The organism is Rhizobium sp. NZLR10 (assembly GCF_019685125.1).
Lineage (GTDB): Bacteria > Pseudomonadota > Alphaproteobacteria > Rhizobiales > Rhizobiaceae > Rhizobium.
Genome location: NZ_JABDWE010000004.1, coordinates 20189 through 44325 on the forward strand (window position 1 = coordinate 20189; position 24137 = coordinate 44325).

25 protein-coding genes are annotated in these 24137 nt (G+C 60.7%); 13 read left to right on the top strand and 12 right to left on the bottom strand.

What is annotated here, in order from left to right; all coding sequences use genetic code 11:
* Position 1 precedes the first annotated feature (1 nt).
* Together pdxA and rsmA are read left to right on the top strand one after the other, a co-directional pair.
* Positions 2 to 1030, top strand: a complete 1029-nt coding sequence (gene pdxA / locus HJB82_RS07665) for a 4-hydroxythreonine-4-phosphate dehydrogenase PdxA (protein WP_207583669.1) — start codon at positions 2 to 4, stop codon at positions 1028 to 1030.
* The gene (gene rsmA / locus HJB82_RS07670) at positions 1030 to 1890 is read left to right on the top strand and encodes a 16S rRNA (adenine(1518)-N(6)/adenine(1519)-N(6))-dimethyltransferase RsmA (RefSeq protein ID WP_207583668.1); all 861 of its coding nucleotides are present in this window, start codon (positions 1030 to 1032) and stop codon (positions 1888 to 1890) included. The genes pdxA and rsmA overlap by 1 nt, the downstream gene beginning before the upstream one ends.
* Before the next feature lie 115 nt (positions 1891 to 2005).
* On the opposite strand, the gene hisC is transcribed toward rsmA, so the two are convergent.
* Positions 2006 to 3133, bottom strand: a complete 1128-nt coding sequence (gene hisC, locus HJB82_RS07675) for a histidinol-phosphate transaminase (protein ID WP_221115277.1) — start codon at positions 3131 to 3133, stop codon at positions 2006 to 2008.
* 70 nt (positions 3134 to 3203) lie between these two features.
* On the bottom strand, positions 3204 to 3749 hold the full coding sequence (locus HJB82_RS07680; protein WP_207583666.1) for a flavin reductase family protein: 546 nt from the start codon (positions 3747 to 3749) through the stop codon (positions 3204 to 3206).
* 695 nt (positions 3750 to 4444) lie between these two features.
* Between HJB82_RS07680 and speB the strand changes: the two genes are divergently transcribed.
* Entirely contained in the window at positions 4445 to 5494 is a 1050-nt protein-coding gene (speB, locus tag HJB82_RS07685; RefSeq protein WP_207583665.1) for an agmatinase, read from the top strand.
* 129 nt (positions 5495 to 5623) lie between these two features.
* A complete protein-coding gene (locus HJB82_RS07690; protein ID WP_207583664.1) occupies positions 5624 to 6787 on the top strand; it encodes an aminotransferase in 1164 nt (387 codons plus the stop codon).
* Here HJB82_RS07690 and HJB82_RS07695 read toward each other — a convergent pair whose 3' ends face one another.
* From HJB82_RS07695 to HJB82_RS07705, 3 genes are all read right to left on the bottom strand, one after another.
* Positions 6788 to 8125: an LLM class flavin-dependent oxidoreductase gene (locus tag HJB82_RS07695; protein WP_207583663.1), complete on the bottom strand. Its 1338-nt coding sequence runs from the start codon at positions 8123 to 8125 to the stop codon at positions 6788 to 6790.
* A gap of 113 nt (positions 8126 to 8238) precedes the next feature.
* Positions 8239 to 9171 (bottom strand): LysR family transcriptional regulator, encoded by a 933-nt coding sequence (locus HJB82_RS07700; RefSeq protein WP_207583662.1) that lies wholly within the window; start codon positions 9169 to 9171, stop codon positions 8239 to 8241.
* Positions 9168 to 9911, bottom strand: coding sequence for a UTRA domain-containing protein (locus HJB82_RS07705; RefSeq protein ID WP_207584281.1), 744 nt, complete (start codon positions 9909 to 9911; stop codon positions 9168 to 9170). The genes HJB82_RS07700 and HJB82_RS07705 overlap by 4 nt, the downstream gene beginning before the upstream one ends.
* A gap of 224 nt (positions 9912 to 10135) precedes the next feature.
* On the opposite strand from HJB82_RS07705, the gene HJB82_RS07710 reads away from it, so the two are divergent.
* The 4 genes from HJB82_RS07710 (at position 10136) to HJB82_RS07725 (ending at position 13157) form a co-directional block, all read left to right on the top strand.
* On the top strand, positions 10136 to 10963 hold the full coding sequence (locus tag HJB82_RS07710) for a transporter substrate-binding domain-containing protein (RefSeq protein ID WP_207583661.1): 828 nt from the start codon (positions 10136 to 10138) through the stop codon (positions 10961 to 10963).
* Between the two features lie 99 nt (positions 10964 to 11062).
* Positions 11063 to 11704 (top strand): amino acid ABC transporter permease, encoded by a 642-nt coding sequence (locus HJB82_RS07715; protein WP_164008695.1) that lies wholly within the window; start codon positions 11063 to 11065, stop codon positions 11702 to 11704.
* The gene (locus HJB82_RS07720) at positions 11701 to 12369 is read left to right on the top strand and encodes an amino acid ABC transporter permease (RefSeq protein WP_207583660.1); all 669 of its coding nucleotides are present in this window, start codon (positions 11701 to 11703) and stop codon (positions 12367 to 12369) included. The genes HJB82_RS07715 and HJB82_RS07720 overlap by 4 nt, the downstream gene beginning before the upstream one ends.
* Positions 12366 to 13157, top strand: coding sequence for an amino acid ABC transporter ATP-binding protein (locus tag HJB82_RS07725; protein ID WP_207583659.1), 792 nt, complete (start codon positions 12366 to 12368; stop codon positions 13155 to 13157). The genes HJB82_RS07720 and HJB82_RS07725 overlap by 4 nt, the downstream gene beginning before the upstream one ends.
* 127 nt (positions 13158 to 13284) lie before the next feature.
* Here HJB82_RS07725 and gmk read toward each other — a convergent pair whose 3' ends face one another.
* The 7 genes from gmk to fabD form a co-directional block, all read right to left on the bottom strand.
* Complete coding sequence (gene gmk / locus HJB82_RS07730) at positions 13285 to 13947, bottom strand: guanylate kinase (protein ID WP_207583658.1); 663 nt, start codon at positions 13945 to 13947, stop codon at positions 13285 to 13287.
* 3 nt (positions 13948 to 13950) lie between these two features.
* Positions 13951 to 14838, bottom strand: a complete 888-nt coding sequence (locus HJB82_RS07735) for a YicC/YloC family endoribonuclease (RefSeq protein WP_221131494.1) — start codon at positions 14836 to 14838, stop codon at positions 13951 to 13953.
* An 18-nt stretch (positions 14839 to 14856) separates the two neighbouring features.
* A complete protein-coding gene (mltG, locus tag HJB82_RS07740) occupies positions 14857 to 16074 on the bottom strand; it encodes an endolytic transglycosylase MltG (protein ID WP_207583656.1) in 1218 nt (405 codons plus the stop codon).
* Positions 16075 to 16249: 175 nt separating this feature from the next.
* Complete coding sequence (gene fabF / locus HJB82_RS07745) at positions 16250 to 17512, bottom strand: beta-ketoacyl-ACP synthase II (protein WP_207583655.1); 1263 nt, start codon at positions 17510 to 17512, stop codon at positions 16250 to 16252.
* A 93-nt stretch (positions 17513 to 17605) separates the two neighbouring features.
* Entirely contained in the window at positions 17606 to 17842 is a 237-nt protein-coding gene (locus HJB82_RS07750) for an acyl carrier protein (protein ID WP_003547058.1), read from the bottom strand.
* Positions 17843 to 18127: 285 nt separating this feature from the next.
* On the bottom strand, positions 18128 to 18865 hold the full coding sequence (gene fabG / locus HJB82_RS07755; protein ID WP_207583654.1) for a 3-oxoacyl-[acyl-carrier-protein] reductase: 738 nt from the start codon (positions 18863 to 18865) through the stop codon (positions 18128 to 18130).
* Between the two features lie 54 nt (positions 18866 to 18919).
* On the bottom strand, positions 18920 to 19864 hold the full coding sequence (gene fabD / locus HJB82_RS07760) for an ACP S-malonyltransferase (RefSeq protein WP_207583653.1): 945 nt from the start codon (positions 19862 to 19864) through the stop codon (positions 18920 to 18922).
* A gap of 214 nt (positions 19865 to 20078) precedes the next feature.
* Between fabD and HJB82_RS07765 the strand changes: the two genes are divergently transcribed.
* The 5 genes from HJB82_RS07765 to rplI all read left to right on the top strand — a co-directional run bounded on the left by HJB82_RS07765 (position 20079) and on the right by rplI (position 23914).
* Positions 20079 to 21122: an aldo/keto reductase gene (locus HJB82_RS07765; protein ID WP_221139785.1), complete on the top strand. Its 1044-nt coding sequence runs from the start codon at positions 20079 to 20081 to the stop codon at positions 21120 to 21122.
* A 334-nt stretch (positions 21123 to 21456) separates the two neighbouring features.
* Positions 21457 to 21915, top strand: coding sequence for a 30S ribosomal protein S6 (gene rpsF, locus HJB82_RS07770; RefSeq protein WP_207583651.1), 459 nt, complete (start codon positions 21457 to 21459; stop codon positions 21913 to 21915).
* A 14-nt stretch (positions 21916 to 21929) separates the two neighbouring features.
* Entirely contained in the window at positions 21930 to 22178 is a 249-nt protein-coding gene (rpsR, locus tag HJB82_RS07775; RefSeq protein ID WP_003547038.1) for a 30S ribosomal protein S18, read from the top strand.
* A 148-nt stretch (positions 22179 to 22326) separates the two neighbouring features.
* Entirely contained in the window at positions 22327 to 23313 is a 987-nt protein-coding gene (locus tag HJB82_RS07780) for a DUF2232 domain-containing protein (protein ID WP_164008680.1), read from the top strand.
* Between the two features lie 22 nt (positions 23314 to 23335).
* Positions 23336 to 23914 (top strand): 50S ribosomal protein L9, encoded by a 579-nt coding sequence (gene rplI / locus HJB82_RS07785; protein ID WP_207583650.1) that lies wholly within the window; start codon positions 23336 to 23338, stop codon positions 23912 to 23914.
* Positions 23915 to 24137: the final 223 nt, after the last annotated feature.

Here is a 24137-nt window from a genome sequence, read left to right on the forward strand (position 1 = left end):
GATGACGATACCGTTTTCGCGACCGCTTGCGCTGAGCCAGGGCGACCCCGCCGGCATCGGGCCGGATATTACGCTGATGGCCTGGCTGCGGCGGCGTGAACTCGGGCTGCCGCCTTTCTTCCTGATCGGCGATCCCGAGGTATTGGCGTTGCGAGCCCGCCAGCTCAACCTTTCGGTTTCGATCGGCGAGGCGGATAAGGCCAGCGAGGCCGCCGGGATGTTTGCCGAGGCGCTGCCCGTCATGACAGTACCTGTCGGTATCGAAGTGGTGGCCGGCGAGCCGCATGCGGCAACGGCTAAGAGCACGATCGCGGCAATCGAAAAAGCCGTCTCGCTTGTCATCGACGGCGAGGCGCTCGCGGTCGTTACCAACCCGATTTCCAAAGCCGTGCTCTACGAGGCAGGTTTCCGGTTTCCCGGCCATACCGAATTTCTCGCCGATCTCGCCGCCAGGGCAACCGGCAGGCCGGTGACGCCCGTGATGATGCTGTCAGGACCGAAGCTCAGGGCCATTCCCGTCACCATCCACATCCCGGTTCGGGACGTGCCGCAGGCACTGACCGGCGAACTGATCGTGGAAACCTGCCGGATCGCTCATGAAGACCTGAGGCAACGCTTCGGCATCGAGGCGCCGCGGCTCGCGGTTGCCGGCCTCAACCCGCATGCGGGCGAAGGCGGGACGATCGGCAAGGAGGACGAGGATGTCATTCGCCCGGCGATCGAGCGCCTGCGCGACGAGGGCATCGATGCGATCGGCCCCCTTCCCGCCGATACGATGTTCCATGACGAGGCGCGGGCGCGATATGACGTCGCCGTCTGCATGTATCACGATCAGGCGCTGATTCCGGCCAAGGCGCTGGGTTTCGACGACAGCGTCAACGTGACGCTCGGGCTTCCCTTCGTGCGCACCTCGCCGGATCACGGCACCGCTTTCGGCATTGCCGGCAAGGGACTGGCGCGCGAGCAGAGCCTTGTTGCGGCGCTGAAGCTTGCCGCCCAGCTCGGCCGCAGCGCGGAAAGCCGCCGCTGATGGCAGCACTCGATGGCCTGCCGCCGCTTCGCGATGTCATCCAGCGTCACGGCCTCGACGCGCGCAAGGCGCTGGGGCAGAACTTTCTGCTCGACCTCAACCTCACGCAGAAGATCGCCCGGACGGCGGGCGCTCTCGAAGAGGCGACCGTGTTCGAGGTCGGCCCCGGTCCCGGCGGGCTGACGCGGGCGATCCTGGCGCTCGGCGCCAGGAAGGTTATCGCCATCGAGCGGGATACACGCTGCCTGCCGGCACTCGCCGAGATCGCCGATCATTATCCGGGCCGGCTGGAGGTGATCGAAGGCGATGCGCTGAAGACCGATTTCGAGGCCTTGGCGCCGGAAGGCCCGATCAAGATCATTGCCAACCTGCCCTACAATGTCGGCACGCAGCTTTTGGTCAACTGGCTGCTGCCGAAAGCCTGGCCGCCATTCTGGCAGTCGCTGACGCTGATGTTTCAGAAGGAAGTCGGCGAGCGGATCGTCGCCTGCGAAGACGACGACCATTATGGCCGCCTCGGCGTGCTTTGCGGCTGGCGGACGGAGGCACGCATGGCCTTCGACGTGCCGCCGCAGGCCTTCACGCCGCCACCGAAGGTAACGTCGACGGTCGTCCATCTGACACCCCGCGAAAACCCCATCCCCTGCGCTGTCAGCAATCTGGAAAAGGTGACGCAGGCGGCCTTCGGCCAGCGTCGCAAGATGCTGCGTCAAAGCCTGAAACCGCTCGGCGGTGAGAGCCTGCTCGTCAAGGCGGGCATCGATCCGGCCCGGCGGGCGGAGACCCTGTCCGTCGAGGAATTCTGCCTTCTCGCAAACAGCTTAGTGATGACGAAGGCAAGCCGCGAAGTCGGCACCTAGGCCTCGGACGGCTCTTGGAAGCCACGGCAAAAAAATGCCAAATAACCGGCTGTGGCCGACGGCTGCCGCAATTTCGGCAAGGAAATTCGAGGCGAATTCAGTTTCGGATACTGATTCACGATGCACCATTGAGAATATGGTTTAGCGAAGCGAGAACGCGATCATTCTGCTTGGGCGTCCCGATGGTGACGCGCACCCAATTTTCGTAGCCCGCCTCGCGCCACGGCTTTACGATGATCCCGTCTGCGAGCAGCGCCTTGGCGGCATGCTCGCTCGGAAGGGTGGTCCGGAAGAAAAGAAAATTAGTCTGGGAAGACGCGGTGAAGACGCCGAGCTCGTCCAGACCTCGCGCCAACCGTGCTCGCTCGGTTTTTGTGCGCTCGACGGATTGCTTCATCCATTGTTGATCGGCAAGCGCGGCGACTGCCGCGACCTGGGCTGCAGCGTTCACGTTGAACGGCGGCTTTGCAGCGGCAACGATACGGGCGATCTCGGGGTTGGAACAGGTCGCATAGCCCACTCTGAGGCCTGCAAGTCCATAGGCCTTAGAGAAAGTTCGCAGCACGATCGAAGGGAAATTGCCGCTGCGAACCAGCGCCATCCCGTCCGCCTGCCCTTCTTCCATATATTCGAAATAGGCTTCGTCCAGCACGAAGAGCGTTTGCGGCCGCGTGGCGGCCACCAGTCTGTCAAGCTCGCTGCGGGTCAGCGCCGCACCGACCGGGTTCGACGGAGAGGGAAGGAAGAAAAGCGCCGGGCCGGTTGCAAGCGCCGCTTCCAGAGCCGGGATGTCGAAGCCCATATCCGATGTCATCGGCACCTTGGTGACCCGTGCTCCCGCCGCAAGCGGCTCGATCTCGTGCAAGCCGAAGCTCGGCGTCACGGTCAATGCCGATGAGCCCTGGACGAGGAAGGCACGGGAGATGGCGGCGACCATCTCCTCCGAGCCATTGCCGACGACGATTTGGCCGGGCGGCAGGTCAAGCAGGCGTGACAGGGCGTTTCTCAGTTCTGTGCAGGCTGGATCCGAATAGCGCGACGGGTTGAAGGCCGACGATGCCATTGCTTCCATCACCTTCGGCGAGCAGCCGTTCGGATTTTCATTGCTGGCGAGTGCCGCGATGTCGTCATGGCCGCTCAACTGACGCGCAAGCCTGATATTCATGCCCGCATTGTAAATCGGCAAGGCCGATATATGCGGATTAGGGACGATCCCTGGCCTTGCGGATTCATTGACTGACATCGATCGAGCGCTTTCGAATTTCCATGGAACGGGTTACCAGGGGAGCGGGATTGCTGCGGGCAGTCTTGGTTCAGGAGGCCGGGGCAACGCCCGCGAGATGGCGAAAGGCGCCGTTCCAGTAAAGAAGCGGCTCAGCCCCTCTCCGCAGCGTGATCGCCCTCACCCTTCCAATCAATATGGCGTGGGAATGCATGGGGATGGCTTCGTCCAATTCGCAATCGAGAGCCGTCAGCGCGCCGTCGAGCATCGGCGCGCCGGTGCTAATCGCCGACCACGCGGCACCCTCGTAGCGGCGAACGCCGCTTCTTCCCCCGTAACCGGAAAATGATTGCGCCACGCTCTGCTGATCATGCGCAAGCACGTTGACGCAGAAGTGTCTGTGGCGCTGCAGCGCCGGCCACGAGGACGATCCGCGATTGACGCTGACGATGACGGAGGGGACGTCGGCCGACAACGATGACACCGATGTCGCCGTAAAACCGGTCCGGTCATCACCAATACCCACGGTGATGACGCTAACGGCGCCGGCGAGATGGCGCATCGATGCCTTGAAAAGGTCCTTGTCGACCAACTGCAACTCGGCAGGGATCTCGGGAAGCGTTATTGAAACTGTCATCGGGGATCCTCGATAGGCTTTCGGGAAGCCCCGACCGGAGCCTCCGAGACATCGCTCCTGGCTCAGACGGATTTGCGTGCGGCGGCGTAGCGGTTGACCGGCATAGAGAGACCCAGGTTCTCCTGCAGCGTCTTTCCTTTATACTCCTCTCTGAACAAGCCCCGAGATTAGCCTCAAGGAATTCAGACAGCATCCGGCGGCCGACATCCGCGACATTCAGCAAGTAATTGAAATCATTTGCACCGTTGACATTGCTTTGCGGATGCAGCCATGAAGCCGGATGATAAACGAAGGTGCCAAGTTTCGGTTTGTCCTGCCGAGGCATGCAATCACCTTTCAGAGACTTTGGGTTGCTGATCGTCTTCGGCAGCTCCCATGACATTCAATAGGCTGCGCCTGCCAAGGCAACAAGGCGGCAACAAATGCGTTCATTTTTAGATTTTCTAAACGTCGGGAGACGCGTGAGCATCCATGACACGCCCTTGGTTGCGACCCATGACCTGTGCGAGCACAGCGAACAACAGGCGTCGGTTTTGCCTTTGAGCTGGTTGGTGACGAGCTAATCACCCTCTGTAACGGCGGAGCGTCAAGTGAGATCCACGTACAAGGGTTCCGAGCTGTAGGCCGGATTGAACTTTGATCAAATGCCAATGCCCAGATACCAAGAGACAGCGATCAATTGACCGAGGTAATCGATGACATTCAATGAGGAAAAATTAATCGCTCTGCGCAAGAAGTATGGCGAAAGCCACGGCGGAGAATTTTTCGATGCCAATTTCCGTAACGTGGCGGATAAGATCTTCTCGAAGAGCGGCACCCGGCTTGCGCCATATGCCGGCATCCCGACCTTCCTGTCGGCACCCCATATGCCGGCCTATGCGGAAAATCCGGAGTTTGGCAATCTGCAGGTCGCGATCCTGGGCGTGCCGATGGATCTCGGCGTGACCAATCGGCCCGGTTCCCGCTTTGGACCGCGCGCGCTGCGCGCTATCGAGCGCATCGGTCCCTATAATCACGTTCTCGGCTGCGCGCCCGTTTTCGATCTCAACGTCGCCGATATCGGCGATGTTCCGTTCCAGAGCCGCTATCGTCTCGAACTCAGCCAAGACGATATAGAAAAGCGCATCAACCAGATCGTCGATGCCGGCGTGCTGCCGCTGTCCGTCGGCGGCGATCACTCGATCACGCATCCGATCCTGAAGGCCGTCGGCAAGAAGGCGCCGGTCGGTCTTATTCATATCGACGCCCATTGCGATACCGGCGGCTCCTTCGACCAGACGAAGTTCCATCATGGCGGTCCGTTCCGAAATGCCGTCCTCGACGGCGTGCTCGACCCGACGCGGACGATCCAGATCGGGATTAGGGGATCGGCGGAATATCTTTGGGAATTCTCCTATGAATCCGGCATGACGGTCATTCATGCAGAACAGGTGACCGGCCTCGGCATCCCGGCCATCGTCGAGAAGGCCAGACAGATCGTCGGCGACGGCCCGACCTATCTTTCCTTCGATATTGACAGCCTCGATCCGAGTTTTGCGCCTGGCACCGGAACGCCGGAGGTCGGCGGTCTGACCACCCGGGAGGTGCTGGAGCTCATCCGCGGCCTGAAAGGCATCAATCTGGTCGGCGGCGATGTGGTCGAGGTGGCGCCGCAATATGATGCGACGACCAACACGGCCCACGCGGGCGCGCAGACGCTGTTCGAAATCCTGAGCCTGATGGTTTTCAGCCCCTCGGTGAAATAGCGCGGGGCAACATCGGGTGGAAATGGAATGAGCGGCGGGCTTGTGAGCGCCTGTCTTATGGTCTTCGACAAAGCGGTTGAGAAGGCGATCGATATCGGTGTAGCAATCGATTTCAAAAGGATAATCGATATGCCTATCGCTGCCGCCAATTCGCTCGTTGCTCGTCTTTCACCCCCACCAATTCCCTCTGTCATCGCCTGGAGCCGCGAATATACCGGTGGAAAGGGCGCGCTCATCGATCTCTCGCAAGCAGTGCCGGGCTATCCGGCGCATCCGGAGATGCTGCGACTGCTCGGCGAGGCCGCCGCATCGCAGGCCATGACCGGCTACGGACCGATCGAGGGAGAGGCGGTCTTGCGGACGGCCTATGCGCGACATGTGAGCGGGCTTTACGGTGCGCCCGTCGGTGCTGAGAATGTCCATATCACCTCCGGCTGCAATCAAGCCTTCATGTGCGCGGCCATCGCACTTGCAGGCGCCGGCGAAACCGTAGCACTGACCAATCCCTTCTATTTCAATCACGATACGACACTGGCAATGCTCGGGATCAAGCGTGCGTTGGTCGCATGTGATGCGGCCAATGGATTTCTTCCCGATCTCGCATCCGCCGAACAAGCGCTGGCTGCCGGAGCGCGCGCCCTGGCGATCGTCACGCCCAACAATCCGAGCGGCGCAGTCTATCCGCCGGCATTGTTGCATGATCTGTTCCTGTTGTGCCGGAAACACGGCGCCTGGCTGATCCTGGACGAGACCTATCGCGATTTCCTGGCGGCGGGTTACGGGCCTCCGCACGCGCTGCTCTCCGAGCCCGGATGGAAGGAAACGCTCGTTCTCCTTTACAGCTTCTCGAAGTCCTTCTGCATTCCCGGCCACAGGCTCGGCGCAATTACGGCGGGACCGAAGCTGCTCGCCGAGATCACCAAGGTCATGGACAATATGCAGATCTGCGCGCCGCGCTCAGCGCAGCATGCCGTCGCCGAGGCCTTGCCGGTGCTGGCCACCTGGCGGGCCGACAACCGGCTGGAAATCGCCAGGCGGGCGGATGCGTTGAAGGCGGTGATCGCTGAGTTGCCCGGCTGGGATATCGCCGCGATCGGCGCCTATTTTGCTTTCATCCGCCATCCGTTCGCCGATCAGCCATCCACGGTGGTCGCCGAGCGGCTTGCAAAACAGGCAGGTATCATTTCGATCCCCGGCGCCTATTTCGGCGAAGGGCAGGAGCGATATCTGCGCCTGGCCTTTGCCAACGCCGATACGGCTTCGATCGGCCTGCTCGGTGAACGCCTGCGCTGATCAGGCGGGGGTCGCGAACCGATTTGCGGGCATGGAGAGCCCGAGATTCTCGCGAAGTGTCGAACCTTCATATTCCTCGCGGAACAATCCGCGGCGACGCAGTTCCGGCAAGACAAGCGTCACGAAATCGTCGAGGCTTGCCGGCAAGGTCGGGAACATCAGGATGAAGCCGTCGGCGGCGCGCGTCTCGAACCATTCCTCCATGAAGTCAGCGATTTCGGCCGGCGTGCCGGTCATGCCGTTGCCCGTATGCTTTTCCGCATAATGGCGGATGAGTTCTCCTACGGTGCGGCCGTTCTTGACGAAGTCGACCAGTTCGTCGAAGAGCGCCCGCGAGCCCTTCGGCGCGTCCGGCAGCCGGTCCATCGGAAAAGGCTTGTTGAGAGGCACGCCGCGCAGATCCGCCTCCAGGAATTCCGAAAGCATCAGGCGACCAACATCGGGATGCATCTTGTCGATCAGATAATCGACCTTCGCCTGCGCTTCGGCTCTGGTCTCACCGACATTGATGACGACGCCCGGCATGATCTTGAGATCATTCGGGTCGCGTCCGTAGGCCGGCATACGTTTTTTCACATTTTCATAGAAGGCCCGGTTGCGGTCGATGTTGGACGCGAGGCTGAAGACGATCTCCGCCGTGCGCGCCGCCATTTCCATGCCGGGTTCGGAGCCACCGGCCTGCGCGATAACCGGGCGGCCCTGGGGTGTCCGGGCGATATTGAGGGGACCGCGCACTTGGAAATGCTTACCCTTGTGGTTCAGCGTATGATGCTTAGTCTTGTCGTAATAGACCCCGTTCTTGCGGTCGAGAAGTAGGGCGCCGTCCTCAAAACTATCCCACAGGCCGAAGACGACATCGACGAATTCGTTGCCTCGCTCATAGCGCAAGGCATGCGGATCCAGGCCCTCGCGATTGAAATTGTAGCCGGTCTCGTCATGGTCGGAGGTGACGACATTCCAACAGGCGCGGCCGCCGCTCAGATGATCTATCGAGGCGAAGAGGCGCGCGACGTTATAAGGCTCGTAGTAGCTCGTCGACACGGTTGCGACCAGACCAAGGTTCCGTGTGGTGACCGAAAGCGCCGATAGCAGTGAAAGCGGCTCGAAGCGGTTCATCTTAGTGGGAATACGGGCGAGAGCATCAGGATCGCCGACGGCTGCGGCGGGTGAATCCGCCATGAACATGAAGTCGAACTTTGCCGCCTCCGACCGTTTGGCAACCTCAAGAAGATGGGCAAAGTCGTTGGCGCCGTTGATATCGCTGGCAGGATGAAGCCACGATGCCGGATGGAAGCCGAACGTGTAGACAAAGGTGCCGAGCTTCATCTTACGCGCCATAAAATTCCAGCCTCCAAGATTGATGATTGTGCAAATTATCGCCGCGCCGATTTTTCGAGCAATAGTGCTGAACTATCTTTCATTTTAGTTTTTCTAAAAGATTGGCAAGATTTTCATTGCGGGGCGGAAATCCGCGCCTGCTGCCGCGAAATCGTCATCAGCCAATCGCGGAAGGCGGCACCATGGGATTTCTGCAGCGCTGACCTATCCCAGGCCAGGAAATAGCTTTCGCGAAGCGGGATCCGGATATCGAGGGGGATGACCAGCGCCTGAGCTTCCAGCTCATCGGCGATCATCGACATTTGCGCGAGGACGATGCCACGTTTTTTGACGGCAGCGTCGATCGCGCTACTTGATAAGGTGAAGGACAGTCCAGGCGTCGTTTCCCTGAGAGTCGCGCCCACTTTCGCGGCGAAGTCGACCCAACTGGGGTACGGGGTGAAGTGCCTTTCCCATTCGACATGCAATAGCGGATAGTCGAAAAGTTCAAATGCCGACGGCTTACGCTCTTGAATGAGCGCCGGCGAGCAGGCGGGCACGACCCAGTCGCGGAATAGTTCACTGTAATGCTCGTGCTGCAGCACGTTCGATCCGTAGCTGATGCGAAAGTCGATTTCGTCGAAGCCCATACGTGGCTCACTGTCGCGACCGATGATCCGGACATGGGCATCCGGATGAAGCGCCTGCCAGCCGAAGATAAGCCGACCGATCCACTTATTGACGACGGAAGACAAGGCACTCAGGACGAGGGCATTTTCATTGCGTGCCCGCTCCAGCATGCGTTCGGCAATCGCGAATTGCTCGAAGCCTTTGGATATCTCCTGATGATAAAGCCTGCCCCAGAGGGTCAGCTCCGTGGTGCGGCCGTTGCGCTCCAGAAGCGTCACGCCCAGAAAGCTTTCGATCTTGCGCACCTGCTGGCTGATCGCGCCGGGCGAAACGTTCAATTCCAGGGCAGCGGCCGTCACGCTGCCGCAGCGGCCGACGGCTTCGAAGGCCTGCAAGCCTTTAAGCGGAATGGCTTTGAAGCGGCGCGGCGCACTCACGTTGCGTTTCTCCGGGACGAATAGTCGGACATTTCCTGCTCGGTTGGCTGAAAGTCACCGGCGAATTGAAAGCGGTCGCCGGGATGGGTGATTTCGACATAGGTGACGGTCCGGCCATTTTGCCATGTCTGGCGAATGAGCGTCAGGCAGGCGTCACCACGCTCGGTCTCGAGCAGCCTGGCGGTGGCCGGATCTGCGGAAACGGCGCGAATGATGTGCCTTGCCTTCGACCACGGCACCTGCTCCAGCAACCATTTGGCCGGCGGAACGGATGCGAAGTTTTCATTCCTGGCAAGCGGTACGGCATCAAGCATGATGATGCGTCGCTCGATTGCGTTCGGCTTGCCGTCGACGAGGTGCAGACATTGCAGCTTGAGAACCTCCGCACCCGGACTTTCACCCAATAAGACGGCCCCTGACGTATCCAGTTTCTCTATCTGCCGCTTCAGTATGCGGTGGTCGTGCTCGTGTCCGGCAAGCTCCGCCTCGGTACTGATATCCTGAATATCCATGACCGTGCGATCGATCTGCCGCGAGGCGACAAAGGAGCCTGTCTTGCGCCGCCGGACGATCATGCCGCGCTCGGCGAGCGCCGACAGCGCCTTGTTCACGGTCATCCGCGAGCATTGGTATTGGTCGGCGAGTTCATGCTCGATCGGGATACGCTGGCCAGGTTTCCAGTCGCCATTCATGATCTTCGCCTCGATGTCTCCGAAGATTCTATGATGAATTGAGACCAACACTCACCTCGATCCCGCGACGGCGTTCAGATCCTGGCCTCAATGCGAGGCGGCTTCGGCCAAAGGTCCGGCACGTTTTTTGCTTTTCAAGACTTTTACATTGACACTGTATGCCGAGCTATATCTATTTGTATAGACAAAAGCGGGCCAGAGAAGCTCGTTCGGCGGGAAACGCTGGGGAACCTGGACTCTTCCGCTGGAAGGGCAAAACTGGAGAGAAGATCATGAAGAAGAATTCATTGCTCAAAGGGTTGATGAGCGCCGCGTTCCTGCTCGGGGCGACACTTTCCGCGCACGCTGCAGATACGCTGGCGACGGTCAAGGCCGCCGGCACCCTGAAGGTCGGCACCGAGACGGCCTTCGCACCCTTTGACTTCATCGACGCTGGTGAGCATGTCGGATTGAACGTCGATCTTTTCGACGAGATCGGCAAGGAGCTCGGTGTGAAGATCGAGTGGGTGACGTTGCCCTGGGACGGCGTTTTCCCTGCTTTGGAAGCCGGAAAATTCGACGTGGTGGCCGGCCCGGCGACGATTACCAAGAAACGCATGGAGCGCTATCGCTTTACGCCGCCGCTGGCCGAAGCGACCATAGCCATTCTCAAAAAGGCGGGCGATCAAACCATCAGCAAGCCGGAAGACATCGCTGGCAAGAAGATCGGCGTCGGCAAGGCAACCTCGCAGCTCGATCAGCTCAAGGAATTCTCCGAGACATTGCCGACGAAAGCGGACATTCGTGAATATCCGGCCTTTACCGAATCCTATGCCGATCTTGCCGCCGGTCGCATCGCCGGCGTGGCAAACTCTCTGCCGAACATCGCATTCGTCGCCAAGCAGCGTGAGGGTGTCTTCGAAGTCGTGCTGCCGCCCTTCGGCAAAAAATCCTATTTCGGCTTTATCGGCCTGAAGGATACCGATCACACGCCGCTAATGGATGCGATCGATGCCGCGATGCTGAAGATAAAGGCGGACGGCAGAATGGCCGCGCTGCAGAAGAAGTGGTTCGGCGCGACCTTCGACACCCCGGATTCGGTCAAGGACCCAGCATTCTGATCGATTGATCGTCATCACCAATCATGCCCCGGATGTGCCGGGGCATGATTGGAAGCATATCCGGTTTCATGACCGCCAAGGGGACGACATCCAACCCTCATGTCCTTCAAACTCTTCGAATTGCTGCTGCAGGCTTCGATCTATACGGTCACGATCAGCGTCGTATCAATCCTGATCGGTTTCGCCATCGCGATCCTGCTGTCGGGCATGCTGCTTTCGCTGCGGCGCCATCTGGTGCTGCCTGCCCGGATTTTTATCAGCTTTTTTCGCGGTGTGCCGCTGCTCGTGCAATTGCTGCTGATTTACAATCTTCTGCCAGTTATTGGCATCAATGTGCCAAGCGTTGTGGCGGCGGTCATTGGCCTGTCGCTCTGTACCGCCGCTTATCAAGCGGAGAACCTGCGGGGCGGCTTTGCCAGTGTTCCCGTCGGGCTGGTCGAATCCGCTGAAATGGTCGGCTTGACGCCCGGTCAGATCTTTCGCCGCATCAAGGTTCCGACCGCCCTTCGCCTGACATTGCCTGCCCTCGTCAACGAAGCGATCCTCATTCTCAAGGCGTCGTCTCTCGTCTCCGTTGTCGGCATTGTCGAATTGACGCGCATGGCGCAGGATCTCGCCGGCAGCACCTTTCTGCCCCTGCAGCTCTTCGCGTCAGCCGGCTTGATCTATCTGGTGATCAACTGGATCGTCGCATTGGCCGGCGGCCTGATCGAACGCTCTCTTCCTGGAGCACCCCGATGAGCTTCGACATCAACGTCCTCATCGAGCAATGGCCTGCGATCGTCAGCGGCGCGGGCGTCACGATCATGATTTGGGTTTTCGGCACGATTGCCGCCGCCGCCCTTGGCTTTCTGCTGGCTGTCGCCAGGCAATATGGCGGTCTGGTAGTCGATAAGGCGCTTGGTCTTATTGTCGCGGTCCTGCGCGGTACACCCTTCCTGATCCAGATATTCCTAGTCTATTATGGCGGTCCTTTCGTCGGTCTGTCGCTCGATCCCCTACCCGCCGGGCTGATCGGCATCTCGATCTATGGTGCGGCCTATTTTAGCGAAATTTTCCGCTCCGGCTTTCGGGCAGTCCCAAGGGGGCACATCGAAGCCGGTGAATGCGTCGGCCTCACGCAAGGGCAGATCGTCAGGCGCATCCTGCTGCCGGAAATGACCATGCTGGTGCTGCCGCCGTCGGTGAACATGGCGGTGATCCTCATGAAGGAGACGGCAGTACTGTCGATCATTACCGTGCCGGAACTGACGGCGACATTGAGCGCCATAGGCTCGCAGCAATACGCCTTCGTGGAAGCGCTTTCCGCGCTGGCGCTCTTTTATTGGGTGCTGGTCGAATTCACCGGCCGGCTTGGCAATCTCGCCGAAACGAAACTTTCCAGATTCAGGTTTTTCAACGCATGAGCGTTCCCGCAATCGCAGTCAACAATCTTGTCAAGAAGTTCGGGGATTCCACTGTCCTGCAAGGCATCGACCTCGAGATAGCGCAGGGACAAGTCTCCTGCCTGATCGGCCCTTCCGGCTCCGGCAAGAGCACGCTTTTACGCTGCATGGCCTTTCTCGAAGAGGCAACCCGCGGCACGATTGCCATCAATGGCGAGGTACTTGGCTTCAGCGAGAACGCCGAGGGTGTGCGGGAGCGCGTTCCTGCGGCTACGAACCGAACAATCCGCGCCCAGATCGGCATGGTCTTCCAGCAGTTTAATCTTTGGCCGCACATGACGGCGCTCGGCAATGTCAGCGAGGCACTAAAGATGGTTCACAGGCTGAGCCGCAAACAGGCCGAGGATCTGGCGTTGGCTCAGCTTGTGAAAGTCGGGCTGGAAGCGCGTGCCGGGCACTATCCCTCGCAGCTTTCCGGCGGCCAGCAACAGCGTGTCGCCATTGCCCGCGCATTGGCGCTCAAGCCTAAGATCATGCTGTTTGACGAACCAACCTCTTCGCTCGATCCGGAGCTAACGGGCGAGGTGCTGAATGTCATGCGCGATCTGGCGGCCGAGGGCATGACCATGGTCGTGGTCTCACACGAGATCGGCTTCGCCGCGACGGTCGGTCAGCAGATCATCTTCCTCGACCATGGCAAGGTACTGTTTACAGGGGCGCCGCAAGACGTGTTCAAGAAACCGCGAAATCCGCGTCTGGAGCAGTTCCTAGACACCTATCTCGATCGCGGCGCGTCCATGCTTCTCTAAGCGCAGCTGCAGCTATAGCAACAGGCTCAGTGAAACCGTCGCCGTAACGTTAGCGGTGGCCGTCGCTGGCATCTGACGTTTCTTACCCAGAGCGGCTAGGACCGCTCAAGCTTCTCAGGATCTACCCCTAAAGCGACGGCGTCTCTTCCAGCAGCTCGCGGACGAAGTCGAACATGCCATGGCGGCGGTCGCGGCGCAGGCGTTCGGCTTTGACGATCGACTGGACGGCGTCGAACGCGGCATTAAGATCGTCGTTTATGATGACGTAGTCGTATTCGCGCCAGTGGGCGATCTCGGCGCGGCTGTTGGCGAGGCGCGTCTGAATGACCTCCTCGGAATCCTCGGCGCGGCGGTGCAGGCGCGACTGGAGCTCGGTCATGGTCGGCGGCAGCACGAAGATCGAGACGACGTCGGCCGACATCTTCTCCTGCAGTTGCTGGGCGCCCTGCCAGTCGATATCGAAGAGCATGTCACGGCCTTCTGCCATCGCCTGCTCGACCGGCTCACGCGGCGTGCCGTAGAAATTGCCGTGCACCTCGGCCCATTCGAGCAGCGCGTCGCTATCGCGCAGCCGCTCGAACTCGCGCACACTCTTGAAGTGGTAATGCACATCCTCGACTTCGCTCGGGCGGCGCTGGCGCGTGGTGACGCTGACGGAGAGGCCTATTTGCCTGTCCTGCTCCAGCAGCGTACGCGCGATGGTGGACTTGCCGGCGCCCGACGGCGACGAGATGACAAGCATCAGACCGCGGCGGGCGATCTGGACGGGCGAGGGTTTCGCCGGTTTCATGTCCTACTCCAAATTCTGGACCTGCTCGCGGAACTGGTCGATCACAACTTTCAGCTCGATGCCGGCGGCGGTAACCGCCGAGGCATTCGACTTCGAGCAGATGGTATTCGATTCGCGGTTAAATTCCTGTGCAAGGAAATCGAGCCGGCGCCCGGCAGGGCCATCTTTCACCAGGAGATCGCGCGCTGCGGCGACGTGCGCCTTCAGACGATCGATTTCCTCGCGCAGATCCGCCTTGGTCGCCAGCAATGCGGCTTCGGCATGCAGCCTGTCGCGGTCGAGCGCGGCCATGCCGTCCATCAACAAGGCGACTTGCGCGGCAAGCCGTGCGGCGATCTCCTGCAGCGAGCGTGAGGGATCGGCCGCGATCGTGCGCGTCAGACCGTCGATTGTCGTGACATGGTCGAGGAGAATGCGGGTCAGCGCCGCCCCTTCCTGCTCTCGCATGGCTCTCAGATCTGAAAGCGCGGCCAACAGGCCGGCTGCGATATCGGCATCACGGGCGGCAAGCGCTTCCTCGCCATCCTCGCTTTCCCGGAATTCAACGATGCCGCGCACCAGAAGCAGCGTATCGAGCTTCAGCGGCGCCGGATCAATTATCCCGTCCAATTGTTCGCGCATGGCAAGCACGGCGGCAAGCGCTTGCTTGTTCAGCACTGCATCGAAGCGGTTCTCGTCGGCGGTGACGGACAGCGATGCCTGCAGGTTGCCGCGGCTGAAGCTTTCGCCGGCGAGGCGGCGGACGTCTGCCTCCATACGTTCGAGGCCGGGTGGCAGGCGCAGCCGCAGATCGAGGCCCTTGCCGTTGACCGAGCGCAGTTCCCATGCCCAGCGCCAGCGGCCGCTCGTTCCCTCGCGCCGCGCAAAACCGGTCATGGACTGCAAAGCCATCCGAGCCTCCAGAAACTATCAGTTAATCTTCTTTTTCTTCGGCGGCACGACGGTCGCGCCGTCATCCGCCGGCTGTTCTTCCGGCTGGCCGTCGACGGCGATGCTCGGATCCGAGCCCTTGTCGGCTTCGAGCTTGCGCCAGTGCTTGACGTTGGCGTTGTGCTCCTCGAGCGTAGCAGCGAAAACATGGCCGCCGGTGCCGTCGGCGACAAAGTAGAGATCCTGGGTCTTCCAGGGATTGGCGACGGCTTCCAGCGCATCCTTACCGGGATTGGCGATCGGCGTCGGCGGCAGACCCTTGATGACATAGGTGTTGAATGGCGTGTCCCGCTTCAGGTCCGACTGGTAGATCGGCCGGTCGGCCGGTTTGCCGTCGCCGCCGAAGAGACCGTAGATGATCGTAGGGTCGGACTGCAGGCGCATGCCCTTGCCGAGGCGGTTCAGGAAAACCGAGGCGACATGGGCACGTTCGTCGGCAACGCCGGTTTCCTTTTCGACGATCGAGGCGAGCGTCACGAGTTCTTCCTTGGACCGCAGCGGCAGCGAAGAGTCGCGCTTGTCCCAGATCTGATCGACGATTTTCTGCTGTGCCGCCTCCATCTGCTCGATGATTTCCGAGCGCTTGGTGCCGCGCGAGAACTTGTAGGTATCCGGGCGAAGGCTGCCCTCGGCCGGAAGGGCGGCCGGCAGGTCGCCTTCCAGCACCCGATCCTCCAGCATGCGGTTGAACATCTGGCGGACCGTCAGGCCTTCGGGGAAGGAAACAGAATAGAGAATGGATTTGCCCGATTTCAGAAGCTCCATGATATCGCTCATGGAGGCTCTGGCCTTGATCTCATATTCACCGGCCTTCAGGCTCTCGCCGGCAGAAAGATGCGTTGCCGTGAGATAACGGAAGATGCGGGCATCGCCGATGATCGCGTTGCGTTCGAGGTTCGTCGCAATTTCGGCCAGACCGGCGCCATTGCGGATAATGAAATTGGTATTGGTCTGCAGCGGACCGGGGTTCCGATAGGTCGATGTGGCGTAGTAGAAGGCGATGATGGCGACAACGCAGACCACAACTGCCATCGTCATGATGAAGTTCAGGAAAAGAACCACCTGGCCGCGGGCTTTCTTGGACCGTTTCGGCGGCTCCGGAACGCGCTCCGGACGCAGGGCTTCGCTGGGCGACTTCGGGATGATCGGCCCCTTCTGCGCCTGGGTATCGTTGCTCTGGTTCGTCGTATCGCTCACCGGCAATCCTCTAAAACTTGACCCTCACTTCGCTATTTCGCGAAGCAATGCGGCAAAAGCAGGTTCTGCCGCCGTTCAACGGCGCTTCCGCTCGTTATGCTCGCGCGCCCCGCTACGCAACGCAGAGGACGGTTGCGGCGCAAGAGACACCCATTACACCGCGCGGACAGGACCGTTATTGCGCGTAACGGCGCAGGACGAGCGACGCGTTCGTGCCGCCAAATCCGAACGAGTTGGATAGCGCCACATTGATTTCTCGCTCACGTGCCTTGTGCGGAACAAGATCGATCGCCGTCTCGCGTTCGGGATTGTCGAGATTGAGCGTCGGCGGCGCGGTATTATCGCGGATGGCAAGCGTGGTGAAAATCGCCTCGATCGCGCCGGCAGCACCGAGAAGATGCCCGGTTGCCGATTTTGTCGAAGACATGGAGATCTTCGACGCCGCATTGCCGACCAGCCGCTCGACGGCGCCGAGTTCGATCGTGTCGGCCATGGTCGAGGTGCCGTGGGCGTTGATGTAGTCGATATCGGCCGCCGTCAGCCCGGCGCGCTTCAGCGCCATCGCCATGCAGCGGCCGGCGCCCTCGCCGTCTTCGGACGGAGCGGTGATGTGATAGGCGTCGCCCGACAGGCCGTAGCCGACGATTTCGGCATAGATCTTGGCGCCGCGCGCCTTGGCGTGTTCAAGCTCTTCGAGCACGACGATGCCGGCGCCCTCGCCCATGACGAAGCCGTCGCGGTCGCGGTCATAGGGGCGCGAGGCCTTCTGCGGATCGTCGTTGTGCTGAGTCGACAGCGCCTTGCAGGCGGCAAAGCCGGCGAGCGAAATGCGGCTGACCGGGGATTCTGTGCCGCCGGCGACCATGACGTCGGCATCGCCGAGTGCAATCAGCCGCGCGGCATCGCCGATCGCATGCGCGCCTGTCGAGCAGGCGGTGACGACCGAATGATTGGGTCCGCGCAGCTTGTGGCGGATCGAAACCTGGCCGGAGACGAGGTTGATCAGGCGGCCGGGAATGAAGAAGGGGGAGATGCGGCGGGGGCCCTTGTCGCGCAGTGTGTACCCTGCCTCGACGATGCCTTCGATGCCGCCGATGCCGGAGCCGATCAGCACGCCGGTGGCGATCTGGTCCTCATCGGTCTCGGGATGCCAGCCGGCATCGGCAAGCGCCATGTCGGCGGCAGCCATGCCGTAGATGATGAAGGGATCGACCTTGCGCTGCTCTTTGGGCTCCATCCACTGATCGACATTGAAGGTGCCGTCGGTGCCGTCGCCGACGGGAATGCGGCAGGCGATCTTGGCGGGAAGGTCGTCGACCTCGAATTCGGTGACCAGGCGGGCGCCGTTCTGACCGGCAAGCAGCCGGGACCACGTCACCTCGGTTCCGCATCCTAAGGGTGATACCATGCCGGTACCCGTTATGACGACACGTCTCATCGCGTGCTTTCCCCCGTCTCTTATGTTCTATGGAGAAATATGCCGAAAAGAAAAGGGCGGACTCCAGGCCCGCCCTTTCTTAAAATTACAGGATCAGGCCTGGGCCTTCTCGATAAACTTCACGGCATCGCCGACCGTCAGGATCGAGTCGGCGGCGTCGTCAGGAATTTCAACGCCGAATTCTTCTTCGAAAGCCATGACAAGTTCGACCGTGTCGAGCGAGTCGGCGCCCAGATCGTCGATAAAGCTGGCGCTCTCGACGACCTTGTCGGCATCGACGCCAAGATGATCAATAACAATTTTCTTTACGCGTTCTGCGATATCGCTCATGTCGGTTTCCTCGACCTTATGTCCTGATCGGAATGCCGTTGCGGCACCCCTACCCTGTTTCAGCCTGCGATGTTTTCAGACATCCTCGGCAAACTCTTTTACCCGGCTTCAGAGATGTCCAGGCTTGCAAAAAGCCGGCCGGTCCGTCTGCTTTCTCGGGACGACTGTTGACAGTCATGGCCCGCTTAACATGCTTTATGTCTGCCGCAAAGCGAGAAAATCAACGGTTCGTGATTGCTCAACATGCTATTGGCGGAAATATCCCCATGCCAGCGGTTTGTCGTTTCAGATCATCGCCATGCCGCCGTTTACGTGCAGCGTCTGGCCCGTCATATAGGCAGCCTCGGAGGACGCAAGATAAGCGACCGCCGAAGCAACCTCACCGCCCGTGCCCATGCGCTTCATCGGGATCGCTCCCATGATCGCTTCCTTCTGCTTGTCGTTCAGCTTGCCGGTCATGGCGCTTTCGATGAAGCCTGGCGCCACGCAGTTGACCGTCACGTTGCGGGTGGCGATCTCCTGGGCCAGCGACTTGGTGAAGCCGATCATGCCGGCCTTGGAGGCGCAGTAATTGGTCTGGCCCGCATTGCCGGTGACGCCGACGATGGAGGTGATGTTGATGATGCGGCCATAGCGGCGACGCATCATCGGATGCGTCAATTCGCGCGTCAGCCGGAAGGTCGACGTCAGGTTCACTTCAAGAACGGCATCCCAATCCTCGTCGCTCATGCGAACGAACAGGCCGTCCTTGGTGATGCCGGCATTGTTGACGAGGATATCGACGCCTTCGAGTTCGGCCTCGGCCTTCTGGCCAAGCGCCTTGACCTCATCGCGGTCGGAAAGGTTTGCCGGGAAGATCTTGACGCGCTCGCCGAGTTCGGCGGCCAGCGCTTCCAGCTTCTCGACGCGGGTGCCGTGCAGACCGACGATAGCGCCCTGCTTATGAAGAAGGCGGGCGATTTCCTCGCCGATACCGCCCGATGCGCCGGTGACGAGAGCCTTGCGGCCGGAAAGATCGAGCATGGAAACGTTCCTTATCTTTGGATATCTGGATCTTTGGATATCTGGAAATACCAATCAGGCCATGAGGGCGGCGACGGCCGCGTCGATATCCGCCGGACCGTTGACGGAGATGCCGTTGATCGTCTTGTCGATGCGGCGGGCAAGGCCGGTCAGCACCTTGCCGGAGCCGAGTTCATAAAGCGTCGTCACGCCATTGCCGGCGAACCATTCCACCGTCTCGCGCCAGCGCACCTGACCGGTCACCTGATCGACTAGGAGGCCGGCGATCTCATCGGCGCTGGTCACGGGCGCGGCACGGACATTGGCAATGAGGGGCACGACGGGATCGGCCTTGGCGACCGTTGCCAGCGCTTCGCGCATGGCCTCGGCGGCGGGCGCCATCAGTGTCGAATGGAACGGAGCGGAGACCGGCAGCAGAATGGCGCGCTTGGCGCCCTTGTCGGTCGCCAGGCCGGCGGCCTTTTCGACAGCTGTCTTCTCACCCGAGATGACGATCTGGCCGCCGCCATTGTCGTTGGCGATCTGGCAGGCGCCGAGGACGGCCGCTGCCTCGCAGACGGCGACGACGTCGGCATGTTCGAGGCCGATGATCGCGGCCATAGCACCGGCACCGACAGGGACGGCCGCCTGCATGGCATTGCCGCGGATGCGCAACAGCCGCGCGGTGTCGGCGAGCGAAAAGGTTCCGGCGGCGCAAAGTGCCGAATATTCGCCGAGCGAGTGACCGGCGACGTAGGCGACCTTGGACTTCAGATCCAGCCCTTTGGCCTCCAGGACGCGGACGACGGCGATCGAGACAGCCATCAGCGCCGGCTGGGCGTTCGCCGTCAGGGTTAACGTATCCTCGGGACCGCTGAACATGACGTCCGAAAGCTTTTCACCGAGCGCCGCATCGACCTCTTCGAAAACGACGCGGGCTTCGGCGAAATTCTCGGCGAGATCCTTGCCCATGCCGACGGCCTGACTGCCCTGACCGGGAAAAGTGAAAGCAATGGTCATTCTCGTGTCCCTGGCTGATGCCCCTGATTGCGCCCCATGAGGCTGTTTTGCCTCCAATTGACATTCTTTCGGGCAGAGTCAAGTGGCGGCTCATTCTCCGCAAAGCCTTTCTCCCCGGCGCAAAAGCCAGGTTTTTGCTCTTGCGCTCCGCCAAATCGAGCCTAGATTTGCGCGGACCCTCCCTAAGGCTTCACCTCTCTCCCAAGGTTTTCCCATGCAGTACAATTCACTAGGCCGCACCGGCATTTCCGTTTCAGAGATTTGCCTTGGCACCATGACCTGGGGTTCGCAGAACAGCGAAACCGACGCTCACGCGCAGATGGATTACGCCGTCGAAAAGGGCGTCAATTTCTTCGATACCGCCGAACTCTACCCAACCACGCCCGTTTCGCCGGAAACACAGGGCCGGACCGAAGACTATACCGGCAGCTGGTTCGGCAAATCAGGCAAGCGAGGAGATATCGTGCTCGCCACCAAGGTCGCCGGCCGCGGCCGCGATTATCTGCGCGGCGGCGAAGGTGCGGATGCCAGGAATATACGGCTGGCGCTCGAGGCCAGCCTGACGCGGCTGAAGACGGATTACGTCGACCTCTACCAGATCCACTGGCCGAACCGCGGTCATTTCCATTTCCGCCAGAACTGGAGCTACAATCCCTTCAACCAGGATCGCGACCAGACCGTCGCCAATATGCTCGACATCCTGGAAACCCTCGGCGCACTGGTGAAGGAAGGCAAGATCCGGGCGATCGGCCTTTCCAACGAAACCACCTGGGGCATCCAGAAATACCTGACACTGTCAGAACAGAAGAGCCTGCCGCGCGTCGCCAGCGTCCAGAACGAATACAATCTGCTCTACCGCCATTTCGACCTCGATCTCGCCGAACTCTCGCACCATGAGGATGTCGGGCTGCTCGCCTATTCGCCGCTCGCCGGCGGCATCCTGTCCGGTAAATATGTCGATGGCCTCAGGCCGAAAGGTTCGCGCGGCTCGATCAACCACGATATCGGCGGCCGCCTGCAGCCGCTGCAGGAGCCGGCGACCAAAGCCTATCTGGCGATCGCGGCCAGTTACGGCCTCGACCCAACGGCCATGGCGATCGCCTTCTGCCTGTCGAGGCCCTTCATGGCCTCGGCCATCATCGGCGCAACCTCGATGGAGCAGCTGAAAGTCGATATCGGCGCGGCCGAGCTGACGCTTTCTAACGACGTGCTGGCGGAGATCGCCAAGGTGCATCGGCAGTATCCGCTGCCGCTCTGATTATATTCCTTGATTTCGATTTAAGGAATTATGCAATAGCCAGACGCTACCGATTGGTCTGCGTCGGGCTCGAGTGTCCGATTGAGCTTGCGTTTGCCCGAAAAATCCGTATAAGCCGCCCTGTTCGTTAACCCGGTCTTCTGGCTGGTGGCTGAACGGAGGGCCGGTTTCCTGTTGGAAATCGTTCGGAACGGAAGCGTTCCAGCCTCCCGTGTCTCCGCTCTCGACCGTCTCGGAAACGCTTTCTTGCCTGGGTCCGCCCAATCAGGAGCAGTCGTTGAGGCTTAGCCGCCGAATATCGGGTTGAACCAAACGCAAGAAAGGCAAAGCTGTCATGGCTCTTTATGAACATGTATTCCTTGCCCGGCAGGATATTTCCGCTCAGCAGGTCGATGCCCTCGTAGAACAGTACAAGGGTGTGATCGAAGCTAACGGCGGTAAAGTCGGGCGTATCGAGAACTGGGGCCTCAAGTCCCTTACCTATCGCATCAAGAAGAACCGCAAGGCGCACTACGCCCTGATGGACATCGATGCACCGGCTGCTGCCGTCCAGGAAATGGAACGTCAGATGCGCATCAGCGAAGACGTTCTTCGCTACATGACGATCGCCGTCGAGAAGCATGAAGAAGGGCCGTCTGCCATGACGCAGAAGCGCGACCGCGACGACCGTCCGCGCGAAGGCGGCCGTGGCCCGCGTGAAGGCGGCTTCGGCGATCGTGACCGCGGCCCGCGTCCGCCGCGTGAAGGTGGCTTCGACGACCGTCCGCGCCGTCCGCGCGAAGACCGTGTATAAGGGAGATCCGAGATATGTCTGAAACTTCCTCCGCTCCGGTCCGCCGCCCGTTCCATCGCCGCCGCAAGACCTGCCCGTTCTCCGGCGCCAACGCGCCGCGGATCGACTACAAGGACGTACGTCTGCTGCAGCGCTACATTTCCGAGCGCGGCAAGATCGTTCCGTCGCGCATCACGGCTGTTTCCCAGAAGAAGCAGCGCGAACTCGCCCAGGCGATCAAGCGCGCCCGTTTCCTCGGCCTGCTGCCGTACGTCGTAGCCTAATAGAATATGTGACCCCCGGATTCCTGATCTGGGGGTTGCCTCCCTTCTGCGATGGGCGCGGATCGGAACTCTTAAAACCCATGTTGAGACGTTTCTGAATTCGATTCAGCAACATCCTCTAACTGCTTGATGAAGCAGGACAGCGACCTTGAAACGACCGGATCTTAAAACGCTGCTGATCGGCGCACTCGCCGGATTGACCGCCGCCCTGCTGGTGCTGGGCGCGAGCGTGCAGCCGTCGTTTTTCAGCGCGCTCCTCTACACGGCCTCGGCGCTGCCGATCCTGATCGTCGGGCTCGGCTGGGGCAATGCCGCGGCGATCTCGGCCGTTGCCACTGCAGCGGCGCTCGGCGCGATCTTCATCTCGCCTTCCTTTGCGCTGATCATGACGCTGGTGACGCTCTTGCCGGCCGGCTGGCTCAGCCACCTCGCCAATCTCGCTCGCCCCGCCTCCGAACTCGGCGGCCCTGACCACCTGCTTGCCTGGTATCCGCTCTCCGATATTCTGCTGCATCTCTGCGGCCTGGTGACGATCGCCGTCATCGTCATCGGCGTGATGATCGGCTATGGGCCGGAGATCACCGATCCGATCGTCGATCTGCTGATCACCTCGGTCAAGCAGCAGCAGCCGGAATTCATGCCCGATCCGGCAGCCACCGCGCAGACCAAGTCGCTGATCCTGCTGATGCTGCCGGCTTTGCAGGGCGGCATGTGGGTCAGCATGCTGTTTGCCGCCTATTATTTCGCCGTGCGCATCGTCGCAGCGTCAGGTCGCGGCCTTCGCCCGCGCGAGGACATTCCCTCGTCGCTGCGCATGAACCGCAACTCGATCTTCATCTTCCTCGCCGGGCTTGCCGCCTGCTTCTTCGGCGGCGTTCCGGCGCTGGTCGGCGCGACGGTGATCGGCACCTTCGGCGCCGGCTTCGTGCTTTCCGGTTTCGCCTCGCTGCATTTCCGCACGCGCGGCAAGGACTGGCGCATCCCGGCCCTCATCCTTAGCTACCTGGCTTCGATGCTCATGCTGCTGCCAGCTCTCCTCATCCTCGTCCTCGGTCTCAGCGATACGCGCAAGGCGATCGCGCTGACCCCGACGAAAGATGCTGATGCCCCCAAACAATCCGACACGAAAATTTGAGACACAAGAAAGGCAAAAGAAAATGCAAGTCATCCTTCTCGAACGCATCTCCAAGCTCGGCCAGATGGGCGAAACCGTAAAGGTTCGCGACGGCTTTGCCCGTAACTACCTGCTGCCGCTCGGCAAGGCGCTGCGCGCCAACGCCGCCAACAAGACCCGCTTCGAAGCCGAGCGTTCGACACTCGAAGCCCGCAACCTCGAGCGCAAGTCGGAAGCCCAGAAGGTTGCCGACGTTCTCGACGGCAAGTCCTTCATCGTCGTGCGTTCGGCCGGCGAAACCGGCCAGCTCTATGGTTCGGTCGCTGCCCGTGACGTCGTCGATATTCTCGCCGCCGAAGGCTTTAACATCGGGCGCAATCAGGTTCACCTCAACACGCCGATCAAGGCGATCGGCCTGCACAAGGTCGAGCTGCAGCTGCATGCCGAAGTCGAAATCCACGTCCAGCTGAACGTTGCCCGTTCTGCCGAAGAGGCAGAGCGCCAGTCCAAGGGCGAAGAACTCACCTCGGTCGACGCCATCTACGGCGTCGACGAAGACGCTCTGCGTCCTGAAGATTTCTTCGATCCGGAAGCCGACGGCGTCGACGAAGACGAAGCATAATATCGTCGGAGCAATCCACGACAGGAAGCCCGGCCACAGCGCCGGGCTTTTTCGTTGGGGATGTTTCGGATGTTTTTGCTGCGAGCCTTATCGCATCGCGCTAAAATAGAGTTCTCCGAAACGGATGGGCTGAGTCGGCGCCATACCGTGTCGTGCGGGTGACACTGCCGGTATTTCTCCTTTGCGTCGCCCAGGACTGTGGAGAAGTCGAACAACGTGCACA

Bases quoted from the DNA above. Each gene is read 5' to 3' on its own strand.
- pdxA (WP_207583669.1), top strand. From the start codon at position 2: ATGACGATACCGTTTTCGCGACCGCTTGCGCTGAGCCAGGGCGACCCC.
- rsmA (WP_207583668.1), top strand. From the start codon at position 1,030: ATGGCAGCACTCGATGGCCTGCCGCCGCTTCGCGATGTCATCCAGCGT.
- hisC (WP_221115277.1), bottom strand. From the start codon at position 3,133: ATGTCAGTCAATGAATCCGCAAGGCCAGGGATCGTCCCTAATCCGCAT.
- HJB82_RS07680 (WP_207583666.1), bottom strand. From the start codon at position 3,749: ATGACAGTTTCAATAACGCTTCCCGAGATCCCTGCCGAGTTGCAGTTG.
- speB (WP_207583665.1), top strand. From the start codon at position 4,445: ATGACATTCAATGAGGAAAAATTAATCGCTCTGCGCAAGAAGTATGGC.
- HJB82_RS07690 (WP_207583664.1), top strand. From the start codon at position 5,624: ATGCCTATCGCTGCCGCCAATTCGCTCGTTGCTCGTCTTTCACCCCCA.
- HJB82_RS07695 (WP_207583663.1), bottom strand. From the start codon at position 8,125: ATGGCGCGTAAGATGAAGCTCGGCACCTTTGTCTACACGTTCGGCTTC.
- HJB82_RS07710 (WP_207583661.1), top strand. From the start codon at position 10,136: ATGAAGAAGAATTCATTGCTCAAAGGGTTGATGAGCGCCGCGTTCCTG.
- HJB82_RS07715 (WP_164008695.1), top strand. From the start codon at position 11,063: ATGTCCTTCAAACTCTTCGAATTGCTGCTGCAGGCTTCGATCTATACG.
- HJB82_RS07720 (WP_207583660.1), top strand. From the start codon at position 11,701: ATGAGCTTCGACATCAACGTCCTCATCGAGCAATGGCCTGCGATCGTC.
- HJB82_RS07725 (WP_207583659.1), top strand. From the start codon at position 12,366: ATGAGCGTTCCCGCAATCGCAGTCAACAATCTTGTCAAGAAGTTCGGG.
- gmk (WP_207583658.1), bottom strand. From the start codon at position 13,947: ATGAAACCGGCGAAACCCTCGCCCGTCCAGATCGCCCGCCGCGGTCTG.
- HJB82_RS07735 (WP_221131494.1), bottom strand. From the start codon at position 14,838: ATGGCTTTGCAGTCCATGACCGGTTTTGCGCGGCGCGAGGGAACGAGC.
- fabF (WP_207583655.1), bottom strand. From the start codon at position 17,512: ATGAGACGTGTCGTCATAACGGGTACCGGCATGGTATCACCCTTAGGA.
- HJB82_RS07750 (WP_003547058.1), bottom strand. From the start codon at position 17,842: ATGAGCGATATCGCAGAACGCGTAAAGAAAATTGTTATTGATCATCTT.
- fabG (WP_207583654.1), bottom strand. From the start codon at position 18,865: ATGCTCGATCTTTCCGGCCGCAAGGCTCTCGTCACCGGCGCATCGGGC.
- fabD (WP_207583653.1), bottom strand. From the start codon at position 19,864: ATGACCATTGCTTTCACTTTTCCCGGTCAGGGCAGTCAGGCCGTCGGC.
- HJB82_RS07765 (WP_221139785.1), top strand. From the start codon at position 20,079: ATGCAGTACAATTCACTAGGCCGCACCGGCATTTCCGTTTCAGAGATT.
- rpsF (WP_207583651.1), top strand. From the start codon at position 21,457: ATGGCTCTTTATGAACATGTATTCCTTGCCCGGCAGGATATTTCCGCT.
- rpsR (WP_003547038.1), top strand. From the start codon at position 21,930: ATGTCTGAAACTTCCTCCGCTCCGGTCCGCCGCCCGTTCCATCGCCGC.
- rplI (WP_207583650.1), top strand. From the start codon at position 23,336: ATGCAAGTCATCCTTCTCGAACGCATCTCCAAGCTCGGCCAGATGGGC.